This window comes from Listeria aquatica, from assembly GCF_014223975.1.
GTDB classification, from domain to species: domain Bacteria; phylum Bacillota; class Bacilli; order Lactobacillales; family Listeriaceae; genus Listeria; species Listeria aquatica.
Genome location: NZ_JAARRM010000001.1, coordinates 251,609 through 264,801 on the forward strand (window position 1 = coordinate 251,609; position 13,193 = coordinate 264,801).

The window sequence follows — 13,193 nt, forward strand, 5'->3', positions numbered from 1 at the left end:
TCTAGAATCCAGGCGCAGAAAAGTTGATAGTAAAGAAAAAGCTAAAAATGAGAACAAAAAGTGTTTACAACTATGGGTGAAAGCAACATGAAAATCTGTGAATTTAAAAAATATGAAGGTGAAATGAAAGGCGGAAAAAAAGTGGGAAAACAAGTAAAAAAATGGGGGAAAACAGTACTAGCTGCTTCTGCGGCTGTAGTTGTAGCTGTCTCTCCGTTAACAAGTCCGATTAGCGTGTTTGCGAAAGAGCATGCAGTTAAGTCTAATCAAATGGAAAAAGCAGAAGTGGCCACGGAATCAGAGGATTATAATCGATATCAATTATTGAAAGATAGCCAATTTAAAGGTTTTAATAAAGAAACTTTAAGTTTTGAAAACTGGGAACCATATTATGATGGTAAGAAGGGGACGTTTGAAGATAACGGATCAGCATATCGATTACTCGATGAAAATGGAGTGAGTGTTAACGCGGGAATAGAGCTTACGCGAGAATCGCTTGGTGTTTTCGTGGGAGGTTCTTCAGTAGATTATATAGCATTTAGCCAGTTAATAGATAAACTTATACCTAATCGAACTTATACAGCTTCTGGTCAATTCTACAATATTGAATCTCAGGAAGAAAGTACAGTAGGGATAATGCTTGGAGAAAATTTCGAGAAAAAAGATACAGTCGCTGTACCAGTTGGTCCGTTTGAATCTGTTACAACTACAACGGATTTTGTTGCGCAACGGTCATCAGAGCGAATCAGCTACTTCTTGGAAAAGAAAGAAGGCATTCGGATGACGACGACTTTTCGAAGTACCAATGTTGGGGAGAAATATCGCGAGCAGTGGGAAAAAGTAGACGCTCTATTTACTAATTTAACTCATGAACAATTGGCATCAGATGTAACTAATAATGACATTGTGCAGAGTAAAAGTCAGGCAGAGGCACTTCCAAATGGTGTGATTGATAAACTTGGTATGCTAGAACTAATTTCTAAAGCAGAAGCCCTATTTAAAGAACGTGAAGCAACAAAAGGAGTAGATGCTCTTTTTACAGATGATAGTCACAATAAATTGAAAGACGGAATTAAACAATCAGATATTGATGCAGTAAAAGCTCAGGTAGATGCTTTACCGGGGAGCGAATTAAAAATTGAGCTTACGGAATTGGTAATGAAGGCTCAAAGCTTGTTTGATGGACAAGAAGAAGTGCGACAAGTAGTGGAGGGCTTATTTACGGATAAAAGTTATAAGGTATTAAAAGATGGAGTAGGACAATCAGATATTGATGCAGCGGAAACTCAAGTTGGTACCTTACCAACTGGCCAACTGAAAACAGAACTTACGAATTTAGTGGCAAAAGCGCAGAGCTTATTTGATGAACAAATGGCAGTGCGGCAAGTGGTTGAAGAACTATTTACAGATGAAACTCACAATCAAATAAAAGATAGCATTAATCAATCGGATATTGATGCAGCGAAAATTCGGGTAGATGCTTTAGCAACAAGTGGATTAAAAACTGAACTTACTGAACTCGTAGCAAAGGCAAAAAGTTTGCTTGATAATCGAGAAGTAGCGAAGCAAGCAGTTGAAGAACTGTTCACGGATGATAGTCATGATACTTTAAAAGAGGCAGTTGGGCAATCGGATATTGATGCTGCCAAAAACAAAGTAGACGCTTTACCAGAAAGTGAAGTGAAAGACGAACTTACTGAACTTATAGCTGTGGCTCAAAATTTATTTAACGTACGAGAAGCTGTGAAATTAGTAGAAGGGCTATTTTTAACTAAAGAACACGATGTATTAAGAGATAGTGTCAGACAACACACGATTGATGCAGCAAAAACTCAGGTTGATACTTTGATAGATGATGAGTTGAAAACGGAACTTACTGAACTTGTGGTAAAAGCCCGAGACTTATTCAATGAACGGGAAACAGCCCGTCAGTTGGTTGAAGAATTATTTGTAGACGAAAATCACGATTCCTTGAAAGAGGAAGTTGAACAATCGGATATTAATGCTGCCAAAACTAAGGTAGAGGCCTTACCAGATACTGAAACAAAAATTGTTCTTACACAGCTTCTAGCAAAAGCGCAAAGTTTGTTTGATGAACAAGTTGTGATAAGACAAGTGGATAGCTTATTCACCGATAAAAGTCATAATGCCTTAAAAGAAGAAGTGGAGCAATCAGATATTGATGCAGCAAAAACTAAAGTAGATGCGCTAGTCAATGAGGAACTGAAAGCAGAGCTTACTGAATTGATAGTGAAAGCGCAAAGCTTGTTTGATGAACGAGAAGCAGTGAGGGAAGCAACGGAACAAGTGGATGGCTTGTTTACAGATGAAAATCATGAGGCACTAAAAGCGGAAGTGGAGCAGTCGGATATCGATGAAGCAAAAAACATAGTAGAAGCTTTACCTAATAGTTCAGCGAAAACAGAGTTATTAGAGTTAGTGGCAAAAGCACAAAAGCTATGGAATGAACAGGAAGCAGGAAAAGCTGTCGATGCTCTGTTTACGGATGCTACTCAAACTGCCTTGAAACTGGAGACAACCCAAACACATATCGATGCTGCAAAAGCTAAAGTGGATAACCTAGAAGCTGGTGATGTGAAGACGGAACTTCAAGAAGTGCTGAGTCAAGCTCAAACTCTTTTCGATGCACAAGAAGCAGTGCGTACTGCAGTGGATAGTCTATTCACAGATTCAGACCACGAAGAATTAGGGACTGGGATTACGCAACGCGATATTAATACGGTTCGCACGTCTGTCGAGGCTCTAACAGCTAGTCCAACCAAAGAAGAGTTCCAAGAACTTGTTCAAAAAGCACAGCGTCTTTTTGATGAGCGAGAAGCGACAAAATTTGTCGAAAGTCTCTTCACGAGTTCTAGTCATGAAGAACTCGCGAAAGGTGTCACACAACGAGATATCAATGAAGCAGATCGCCAGGTGAGAGAGCTCACAGAAGGAACAGTCAAGACAGAACTCCAAGCACTTGTTCAAAAAGCGCAACAATTATTGGACGAGCGAGAGGCAATAGAAGCAGCACGAGCTGCGGTACGTGTGCTCTTTACAAGTGACGAACAAACTGAATTAAAACCGGAAGTTACTCAGACGCAAATTACTGAGGCAAGCAGTAAAGTGAATCGTCTTGCAGATAGTGCAGAAAAAACGACTTTACAACAATTGATTGAACGTGCACAAGACCTATTCGATGAGCGTATGTACGGACTTTCTGTACCAGAAGTTTTCAATATCGGAGAAGATGATGAGCTAAGTGGAACACATGGAAAAGGCATTTCTAAAGTCCGTTTATGGGTCAACGATGAAGTGAAAACGCAAGCGACGACGGATGGTAATGGAAATTATACGTTCGTTAATGCCAACCGATTTATTTCGTCTACCGAAGATAAAGTGGAAGTAGTAGGGGTAGATGTCAATTACCAAGAGAAAAATCGTGTACAAGTGAACCTAGAAGGCACATCTAACTATGAGTTAGGGATCCCAGAAAATATTAAGCTCGGTCAAAAAAGCTTTAGTGGAACGCATGGAAAAGGCATTGCCAAAGTCCGCTTGTGGGTCAACGGCGAAGTGAAAACGCAAGCGACAACGGATGGAGCTGGCAACTATACTTTTACAGATGTTGAAAAGTATGTTACTTCAACAGAAGATCAGGTTGAAGTGGTGGGTGTAGATGGTCGTTATCGAGAAGTGAACCGACTAAACCTGCCTGTCGTGGCCGATGCGCTTGTTAAAGTAAATGCCTATGATTTAGGTGAAGAAGAAATTACAGGGACTTACGAGGCACCAGTTACGAAAGTTCGCTTGTGGGTCAATGGGGAAGTGAAGACCCAAGCAGAAACGGATGCAGAAGGAAACTTTACGATTCAAAATGCGGAGCGTTATGTGACAAATCCGAAGGATAAAATTGAAATCGTGGGCGTTAATGCGCAGTATAAAGAAGTGACTCGTCAAGATTTAGTGGTGAATGTGGATCATTTGGTTAACCCAGATGCCTATACCTTTGGGAGCGATGAAGTGACAGGCACTTACAAGGCACCAGTAACGAAAATTCGCTTGTGGGTGAATGGCGAAGTTGCAACTCAGGCAAAAACGGAGACGGAAGGTCAATTTACCATCGAAGAAGCAGCGAGCTATATCACAAGTGAAGACGATCAAGTAGAAATCGTGGGTGTGAATGCTCGTTATAATGAAGTATATAGAAAACCACTGTCTATTGAGACACAAAAATAAGTTTTTTTAACAAATGAAAAAATGAAGCAGAAACCAAGGAGGAAAGGATCTTTTAGTAGATAATCTCCGGGTTTCTGCTTTTCTTTTGGTTAAAATCATTTCATTGAAGTGGTTTTGCGGATTCGAATAAATTTTATGCAGAATCGAAAAAATAAAGATGTATATAGGTTGTATACTTGGTACAGAAAAGAAATTTAAGAGTGAAGACACAAAACGTGTTTAAATTTTAAGGAGGAAAAATGAAAAAGCTTTTTACATTATTAATGAGTATATGTTTAGTTATGAGCGGCTGTGCGATTACGGATCATTCGGGGGCAAAGACCAAAAAATCTATAGAAAACAAACTTGAGACGAAGAAAGAAAAATCCATAGAAATTACACCGATGAAAATGAAAGCACAAACGAGCAAGAAAAAAGGAAAAAAAGAAATTGTTGTGACCTATAAAGTGAAAAACCTTTCTACTGAGAAATTAGGGGTAGTGGCAGATGATTTCTTCTTTTTAAAAGATGAAGAAACACAATTCTTTGCTAAGGGAAGTTTGAAAAATATGAATGAAGTGCTTGAGCCAAACGAAGAAAAACTGGGAAGAGGTTATTATTTAGTGGATGAAAATATACAAAAACTTGATCTCTATTATTTGCCAGTTACCTCTTCAGAAAAGATCGTTTGGAAAAACATTCAACTTCCAAAAATAAAATAAATAGAGAAGGAGATAAAAATTGAATATTTTATACCTTCACCAATATTTTGCTACGCCTGCATCATCTACTTCTATACGCAGTTATGTGTTTGCCAAAAAATTAGTAGACAGCGGGCACAAAGTTACAGTTATCACAACAGATGCATTTTTAGAAAACGAACAGCCCTATCAAATTAGTGGACATGTAAAGCATTATCAATTTGATGGAATTGAAGTAAGAGCAGTTTCCAGTTCCTACAGTAACTATATGAATAAATATCAACGGATTCGAGAATTCGTGAAATTCAGTTATATGGCTCAAAAAATAGGCAAGAAACAAAAAAATGCAGATTTGATTTTTGCAACTTCCACTCCACTTACGATAGGGATCCCTGCTATGCAGTTGAAACGCAAACTGAAAATTCCATACATCTTTGAGGTTCGTGATTTATGGCCTGAAGCGCCTATTCAGCTCGGCTATTTATCATCTAAACCTGCAATAACTTTGGCTAGATGGTTGGAAAAGAAAATTTATCAGCATGCAGAACATATTATTGCTTTGTCTCCAGGAATGGCTAAGGGAGTAATTGCAACTAGTCAAAAAGCGGATAAAGTTTCTGTTATTCCTAATTTAGCCGATTTGAATTTATTCCAAGATGATAATGTGGATGAACATTTACGTCATCGTTTAATTAGGCAACTTGATCTGGAAGGGAAATTTGTCTTAACACATATTGGAGCTATGGGGGAAGCCAATGGTTTAGAACATCTTGTAGAAGCTGCTCTTCATCTAAAAAGAAAAAATATTATGAATGTTAAAATTTTGATAGTTGGCAATGGTAAAACAAAACCTAGATTGAGCGCTTTTTGCGAGCAGCATGCGCTAGAAAATGTTCAGTTCCTAGACACGATAAAAAAGGAAGAAGTACCTACCTATACAAGCTTAGCAAATGTTACGATGACAAGTTTTCTACCTAAGCCCATTCTAGCCACTAATTCACCTAATAAGTTTTTTGATTCACTTGCAGCAGGGAAGCCGATTATCGTAAATTCATCTGGTTGGACAAGAAAAATTGTCGAATCGGAAGGGATTGGTTATTATGCTGACCCTAAAAAGCCAAAAGATCTAGCCAGCTTATTAATGGTTTTAAGTAAACACAAAAATGAACTGGCCCATATGAAACCCAAGATTCGAAGTGTGGCTACGAAAAAATTTTCAGCGGAGAAGTTAGCGAATGATGTGCTAGCGATTGTATCGTCCATTGATAAAGAAAGGAGTATAAAGAAATGAAAATTGCAGTTATTGGCGTTGGATATGTAGGACTTGTAACAGGAGTTGGCCTTGCAACTATTGGTCATCAAGTTACTTGTGTAGACGTAGATGAAAACAAAGTTGCGCAACTTAACGAGGGGATTTCACCTATTTATGAACCTGGAATTGAAAAGTTGATGATTGAAAATATAAATGAGAACAAATTATCTTTTACAACTTCGTATGAAAAGGCTATAGCGGGTGTAGATGTTGTCTATTTAGCAGTAGGAACGCCTGAAGGAGATCAAGGTCAAGCTGAATTAAAATACTTAAAACTTGCTGCAAAACAAGTAGCCGAGTGTGTGACAAACCCGATTACTTTAGTAGTTAAAAGTACAGTGCCTGTAGGAACAAATCGAGAGGTACAAAATGAAATTCAGTCCTTAACCTCACATTCGATTTCTATCGTATCAAATCCGGAATTTTTAAGAGAAGGAACAGCAGTTTATGATATTTTTCACGGCGATCGTATTGTCCTAGGTTCAGAAGACAAAGAAGCCTTGAAAAAATTAACAGAAATTAACGAAGGATTTGGAATTCCTATTTTAATAACAGGACTGGAAAGTGCAGAGATGATTAAATATGCTTCAAATGCCTTTTTAGCAACAAAAATTAGTTTTATTAATGAACTCGCAAATATCTGTGAAGCAACGGGTGGGGATATTCGTGAAGTTAGTCGTGGGATGGGGATGGACCGCCGCATAGGGGCTGCTTTTCTTCAAGCAGGAATTGGTTATGGCGGGTCTTGTTTTCCAAAAGACACAGCTGCTTTATTACAAATTTCTAAAAAAGTAGACATTCCATTTGAGATGTTGCAAGAAGTTATCCATATTAATCAAAGACAACGTGACCGTTTCCTAGACAAATTAAGATCAGAACTAAAGATTTTAACTGGGAAAAAGATAGCAGTTCTTGGGTTAGCATTTAAACCTGATACAGATGATATTCGGGAGGCGCCGGCAATTTATATTATTCAGGAACTCCTTAAAGAAGGAGCGGTCGTAACCGCTTTTGATCCCATTGCAAATAATAATGGTATAAAACAATTCGGACAGATGGTTACATTTACCGATTCGCCTGAGGAGGCGTTTTTAGAAGCCGATGCTGCACTTATTGTGACAGAATGGGATGAAATTGTGCAAACAGCTCCTAACCAGTTTAAAAAGTTAATGAAGCAACCAGTAGTTATAGATGGACGGAATAGTTTTGATGAAAAGGCTATGGAGCGAGCTGGTGTAAATTATATGAATGTAGGTATTGGAGAAATAAAGGAACTTGTACTGGAGTAGATCGAGTTGAAAAAACGAACTAGATTATTAATCAAACATAGTCTTGACCGAATAGTGGCTAGTCTTCTATTATTGCTTTTTTTCGTCCCATTACTTGTTTTAAGTATCATTCTAGCTATCTATTACAAAAGCAATCCTTTTTATTGTGCTGAACGTGCTGGAATCAATGGAAAGCTTTTTAAACAGTATAAATTTAAGTCGATGTATGATGTTGAGGATAATGAAAAAAATGGTGACATTGACCGAGTTTCTCCATTAGGTAGCTTTTTACGGAGCTGGAGTATCGATGAATTACCCCAACTAATTAATATTGTGAAAGGGGATATTAGCTTTATTGGACCAAGACCACTTACACCTGAATATATCCCTTTGTATAGCGATCGCGAAAAAAAACGACTTAATGTAAAACCAGGACTAACCGGACTTGCACAAGTAAAGGGAAGAAATTCATTGAGCTGGAAAGAAAAATTTTTGTTTGATATCCAGTATGTAGAAGAAATGACCTTGTTATTGGATTTGAAGATATGTTTACAAACAGTGAAAATTGTATTAAACAGGGAAGGAGTGCAGCAAGATGAAGCTATTACATCAGAGCGGTTTAATGGACATGACACCTAAAGGGATCGTAATTATTGGTTCTGGTTCACAGGGGAGAATGTTACAAAATTTGTTTAAGCAATATAAACTTGGCTATCAATTTCTTGGCTTTTTAGATGATCAGCACCAAAAGTATGAGCACAATGGTCAATTTTTTGAAGCACCAATTGATTACTATCAGGAACTGTTAGAAGACGATGTTCATTTTTTTCTAGCTATCGGAAACGTTGAGGATCGCATGAAAATAGCTAGTCATCTTAAAATTCCTACTGAAAAATATGCGATAATTGTTCATCCTAAAGCTTATGTAGATCCAACTGTAGAGCTCTCACATGGTGTTTATGTTTCTGCTCATGCTTCTATTATGCATGATGTAACGATTGGTGAACACACATCCATTCAATCTGGTGCTGTCGTTGAATACGAATCTCGGTTGAATTCGTTCGTTAATATTTCACCGCGTGCTACTTTATGTGGGAATGTTCAAATTGCGGACCAAGTCTTTATCGGCGCTGGAGCAACGATTATCCAAGGACTTACTGTTGCAGAAAAAAGCATCGTTGGTGCCGGAGCAGCTGTTATTCGAGACGTGCCAGAAAATCATTTAGCATTAGGAGTTCCAGCTAAAAATAATATGCGGCTTCGCTCGCCGAATTTGTACGTTACCTCTCGAATGGATTTAGGTGCCCAACTTGAAAAATAAACGGAGTCTTCATATATTTTCATCTGTCTTACTATTAACCATGATTATTCAATCTTTATCTGTTTTGCGCACCTCCGCATTAGCTAGAGAATTTGGTGCAGGTTATGAGATGGATGCAATGAATCTTGCCAATATTGTTATGGTGTGTATCGTCAATATTGGGGGGGCAACAATTCCTGTGACCATTATCCCTTACTTGGCAAAGATACGAAAAGGAAGAGAAAAAAATGAAAAAGCCTTAAATACCTTTGTGTTCACGGTTATTTGTATCAGTGGAGGATTTCTAGTTCTCAGCTATACGATGATTGCAATCCTGCTTTACCATTTGCAAGCAGGGACAGAAAATCGTTTTGTCTATCTTACAGCCCTATTAATTTTAATTATGGGGTTCGGGCAATTTGCGAGAATGCTTTCATGGATTCAAACAGCTTATCTCGAAACAGCAGGAAAGTTTATAGTCATTAAATTAGCTGCTCTAACAGCTAGTTTAGTGAGTTATGTATATATTTTAGTTAAACCGCATATATCGATTTACGAAACGGCAGTTGTGATAGGGGGTTCAATTTTCATCGAATTCTTTGTACTGTTTATCGCAAATCGTCGTACTGCACAGTATCGCTTCAAGTTTCAATTTGATTTTAAAGATAAGGAGTACAGGGAGTTATTAAAGCGAGCGATTCCTTGTATGTTTAGCTCCGCCCTCTATCAAGTGACTATTTTAATCCCTAATTTTGCTGCCGGTTTTTTTGGTGAAGGATATATTTCGACGATGACATATGCGAATCAAATTTATAGTATTTTCCAGACACTAATTGTTTTAAATTTATTATCCATGATGTTTCCTATACTGAGTCGTAGTTTTGTAAGTTCATATGAAAAAGGAAGAGAACAATTTTATTTCTTCTCAAGTACAGCAAACATGCTTGTCTATCCGGTAGCGGTTGGTTTAATTATTTTAAGCCCGAATCTTGTGCATCTCTTATTTGAACATGGGGATTTTACGGCAGAATCGGGAAAAAGAGTTGTTCACTTTGTCATTTTCCTAGCAGCTTCACTTCCTTTTATCACCTTAAAAGAACTTATTTTCAAATCTTTTTATAGCATTGGGGACACCTTAACTCCTATGATTAATAGCACAATCACTATGTGTATCCAAATTGTTTTTTTACTTGCCGGAATTTATTGGCTAGGCCTTCAAACTTTAATTATTTCTCCACTTTTTGTTGCGATATTTTCAGTAATTCTAGGCTACATTAAATTAAATCAAAAAATCTATTTACAAACCATTGTAAAAAAAATAGTTAAGACACAACTGCTATCGCTACTGAACGCAAGTATGATGGGTGGAGTTATTTACTTTGTGTTGGAATTGCTAAATATGACGCCATTACTTAGTACAATAATTTGTTTTGTAATAGGAGTGGTTTTCTATGCGTTCTTAGTCATATTGACACAGCGAAAGTTTATCCAAACACTTTTAGTAAAGGAGCACTGATATGAAAGTTTTATTTATTATTTCTACTTTTCCAAAGCTATCAGAAACATTTATTTTAAATCAAATGACAGGGTTAATAGATGCGGGAATTGAAGTAGAAATTCTAGCTTGGAATCAAGTATTCAATGAAAAAGAGCATAAAGAAGTGGAGAGCTATCATTTATTAGAAAAGACAACGTTCATTGATCTTCCTTCAAATAAAGGAGCTCGTTTGCGAAAAGCGATAGTGCTGTTTTTTAAAATGCTTCTTACACATCCCTTTTTACTAAAAGAAACATTAAATGGTAGGAAATATGGGCAAATTGCCTATTCTCTCCGCTTGTTATTTAGCTTACCTTATTTTTTAAATCGAAAATCTAGTGATGCTGTTATCTGTCATTATGGTCCAAATGGAAATATTGCTGCTTTTTATAAAAAAAACCGTTTACTCAAAGAAAGAACGATGGTTTTCTTTCATGGACAAGATGTTACTGCGTTCGTTAAAAAGTGGGGAGAGGAAGTCTATAGGCCATTATTTGCTCAAAAAATTGAATTGCTTCCTGTCAGCCATTTTTTTGCAAAGAAGTTAACAGCACTTGGAGCCAAGCAAGAACAGATTGATGTTCACCGCATGGGGATTCATTTGGGGAAAATCGAATTCGTGCGATCTATTGAGAAAAAACGGCAGCAAATTAAACTTCTTTCGATCGGAAGGCTTACTGAAAAAAAGGGAATGGATACAGTCATAAAGATGATGTCCTGTTTGAAGAAAGCTAGTTGTATATCTGTACAGCTGACAATTATTGGCGGGGGAGGCTTGCAGCAAGAATTAGAAGATTTGAGTAAACAACTAGAGGTTGCTAACGATATAATATTTGCCGGCTATAAGACACAATCAGAAATAGATGCTGCTATTTTTGAGGCAGATTTACTCGTCCAATTAAGTAGAACAGCGGAGAGCGGAGATATGGAAGGAATTCCAATGGTTCTCATGGAAGCTATGGCACGGGGGATACTTGTATTATCAACGAAACATAGTGGGATTCCTGAATTAGTGAAGCATAATGAAACAGGCTTTTTAGTGCCAGAAAATGCACCAAAAGAGGCGGCAGATGAAGTCATAAGAATTTTTAGTGGAGAAGTTGCTAGGGATAAAATTAGTTATCAAGCTAGGCAAGAAATTGAACGGAATTTTAATTTAGAAAAATGGAATGAAAAGCTTGTGAAGCGTATCAAAGTAACAAGGGAGGATAGCGGATTTGAAAAGAACTAAAAATATAGTCTTTATGTGTAGTTCCGTCCATGTATGGACGGACACGCGAATTTATTATAAAGAAGCACAATCACTTGCAGAAAATGGACTTCAAGTTGAGTTTTATGCGTTAGACTATCCAGCTGAAAAAAGAGAAATAAGGAATTTAACTATGCATTATTTGCCTAATCTAAGTCGAAGGTCTCGCATTCAACATCAACGTACATTGTGGAAAGCTTTCCAGAAGAGTAGAGCAGCAAATTTTCATTTTCATGATCCTGAATTACTTTTTCTTGCTAAAAAAATAAAACGGAAGTACGGAGATCAAGTAAAAGTCGTTTATGATATGCACGAACATCTTCCAGCAGCAGTTCGAACTAAGCAGTGGCTTCCAAAGTTTTTGCGCCCCATTCTATCCCAAATAGTAACAAAAGTAGAGCGATATTTGATGAAATCAGTAGATGCTGTCATTTTTGCTGAAAAATCTTATCGGGAAAACTATCCAACGGAATCATTTACTAAAATTGATATTTTAAATTATCCAATAACACCTCCAGTCCATAATGTAAAGAAAAACAAAATATTTACGATGATTTATGTAGGAGGACTTACAGAGCAACGGGGCTTGTTTAACATGTTGAATCTTGCAGCTACATTAAAGGAAAAAGGAGTTAGTGATTTTCAATTAAAATTGATTGGGCCAGTACTTACAGCCGAAACGAAGATCAAAAATTTTGTTCGAAAAAAACACTTGGAAGAGCATGTCGTTCAATTTGACCGACTCCCTTATACAGAAATTTGGCAACATTATCACACATCACATCTTGGTCTTTGTTTATTACACCCAACACCAAATAATTTAAACTCTAGATCGACAAAATTATTTGAATATATGGCTGCTGGATTACCAGTTTTAGCTTCAGATTTTTCAAGCTTTATTGAAATGATGACAACTCATAAAAGTGGCTATACAGCAGATCCCTTTGACTCTAGCCTTTTGGCAGATCTTGTTTGTCAGGTGAAAAATAACCCTGAACTTGCAGAACAACTTGGCAAGAATGGTGAGAAAGCATTTTTTGAAAATTATAGCTGGCATGGCGAAGCTGAAAAACTAATGGCTTTGTATGATGAAAGAAAATGATATAGGTGGAAAATATGAAAATAAAAAATCTAACAATTAAAGATATAGGTACTACAATTAGACAAAATCTGATATGGATCCTTTTATTTATAATGGTGGCACAAGCATGCGTCTATATGTATCAAAATTATTATGTTCCTAAACAGTATAGCGCTGAGACCGAAGTTTTAGTCAATGTAGAATCAGATAAAGAAAATTTACAGCAAGAAGGAATTAGAAATAACATTCAATTAATTAATACTTTTTCTTCTGTACTAAAAAGTGAACGAATCATGGAAGAAGTCGCAGAGGATATTCATACAGAAAAATCCCCATCAGTTTTAAGAAAAAATTTAACGATGAGTTCTGATCAAAATTCACTTGTGTTTAAATTTAACTACCAAAGCACAAATGAAAAAGAAGTAGAGGAAATTAGTCATTCATACATCAAGTAAGTACAAAAAGAATTACCATTGCTTTTTAAGGGAAGCACTATTTCTATTTTAGAGACACCGAAAACAAAAATG

10 protein-coding genes are annotated in these 13,193 nt (G+C 36.9%); all 10 read left to right on the forward strand.

Annotated features, from left to right (window positions below; genetic code table 11):
- Positions 1 to 87 precede the first annotated feature (87 nt).
- The 10 genes from HB912_RS01290 to HB912_RS13150 all read left to right on the forward strand — a co-directional run bounded on the left by HB912_RS01290 (position 88) and on the right by HB912_RS13150 (position 13,121).
- Positions 88 to 4,239, forward strand: coding sequence for a toxin Cry1Ac domain D-VI-related protein (locus HB912_RS01290; protein WP_185371866.1), 4,152 nt, complete (start codon positions 88 to 90; stop codon positions 4,237 to 4,239).
- Between the two features lie 239 nt (positions 4,240 to 4,478).
- Complete coding sequence (locus HB912_RS01295; RefSeq protein ID WP_185371867.1) at positions 4,479 to 4,940, forward strand: hypothetical protein; 462 nt, start codon at positions 4,479 to 4,481, stop codon at positions 4,938 to 4,940.
- Between the two features lie 19 nt (positions 4,941 to 4,959).
- Entirely contained in the window at positions 4,960 to 6,210 is a 1,251-nt protein-coding gene (locus HB912_RS01300; protein ID WP_185371868.1) for a glycosyltransferase family 4 protein, read from the forward strand.
- Positions 6,207 to 7,520: a UDP-glucose dehydrogenase family protein gene (locus HB912_RS01305; RefSeq protein WP_185371869.1), complete on the forward strand. Its 1,314-nt coding sequence runs from the start codon at positions 6,207 to 6,209 to the stop codon at positions 7,518 to 7,520. The genes HB912_RS01300 and HB912_RS01305 overlap by 4 nt, the downstream gene beginning before the upstream one ends.
- Positions 7,521 to 7,526: 6 nt before the next feature.
- Positions 7,527 to 8,138 (forward strand): sugar transferase, encoded by a 612-nt coding sequence (locus HB912_RS01310; protein ID WP_185371870.1) that lies wholly within the window; start codon positions 7,527 to 7,529, stop codon positions 8,136 to 8,138.
- A complete protein-coding gene (locus HB912_RS01315; RefSeq protein WP_244964402.1) occupies positions 8,095 to 8,820 on the forward strand; it encodes an acetyltransferase in 726 nt (241 codons plus the stop codon). The genes HB912_RS01310 and HB912_RS01315 overlap by 44 nt, the downstream gene beginning before the upstream one ends.
- Positions 8,810 to 10,315, forward strand: coding sequence for a murein biosynthesis integral membrane protein MurJ (gene murJ, locus HB912_RS01320; protein WP_185371871.1), 1,506 nt, complete (start codon positions 8,810 to 8,812; stop codon positions 10,313 to 10,315). The genes HB912_RS01315 and murJ overlap by 11 nt, the downstream gene beginning before the upstream one ends.
- A gap of 1 nt (position 10,316) precedes the next feature.
- On the forward strand, positions 10,317 to 11,567 hold the full coding sequence (locus tag HB912_RS01325; RefSeq protein ID WP_185371872.1) for a glycosyltransferase: 1,251 nt from the start codon (positions 10,317 to 10,319) through the stop codon (positions 11,565 to 11,567).
- Entirely contained in the window at positions 11,554 to 12,687 is a 1,134-nt protein-coding gene (locus HB912_RS01330) for a glycosyltransferase (RefSeq protein ID WP_185371873.1), read from the forward strand. The genes HB912_RS01325 and HB912_RS01330 overlap by 14 nt, the downstream gene beginning before the upstream one ends.
- A 14-nt stretch (positions 12,688 to 12,701) precedes the next feature.
- The gene (locus HB912_RS13150; protein ID WP_244964403.1) at positions 12,702 to 13,121 is read left to right on the forward strand and encodes a YveK family protein; all 420 of its coding nucleotides are present in this window, start codon (positions 12,702 to 12,704) and stop codon (positions 13,119 to 13,121) included.
- Positions 13,122 to 13,193 lie beyond the last annotated feature (72 nt).

Coding starts and splice junctions, on each gene's coding strand:
- HB912_RS01290 (WP_185371866.1), top strand. CDS start 88: ATGAAAATCTGTGAATTTAAAAAATATGAAGGTGAAATGAAAGGCGGA.
- HB912_RS01295 (WP_185371867.1), top strand. CDS start 4,479: ATGAAAAAGCTTTTTACATTATTAATGAGTATATGTTTAGTTATGAGC.
- HB912_RS01305 (WP_185371869.1), top strand. CDS start 6,207: ATGAAAATTGCAGTTATTGGCGTTGGATATGTAGGACTTGTAACAGGA.
- HB912_RS01315 (WP_244964402.1), top strand. CDS start 8,095: ATGAAGCTATTACATCAGAGCGGTTTAATGGACATGACACCTAAAGGG.
- HB912_RS01325 (WP_185371872.1), top strand. CDS start 10,317: ATGAAAGTTTTATTTATTATTTCTACTTTTCCAAAGCTATCAGAAACA.
- HB912_RS13150 (WP_244964403.1), top strand. CDS start 12,702: ATGAAAATAAAAAATCTAACAATTAAAGATATAGGTACTACAATTAGA.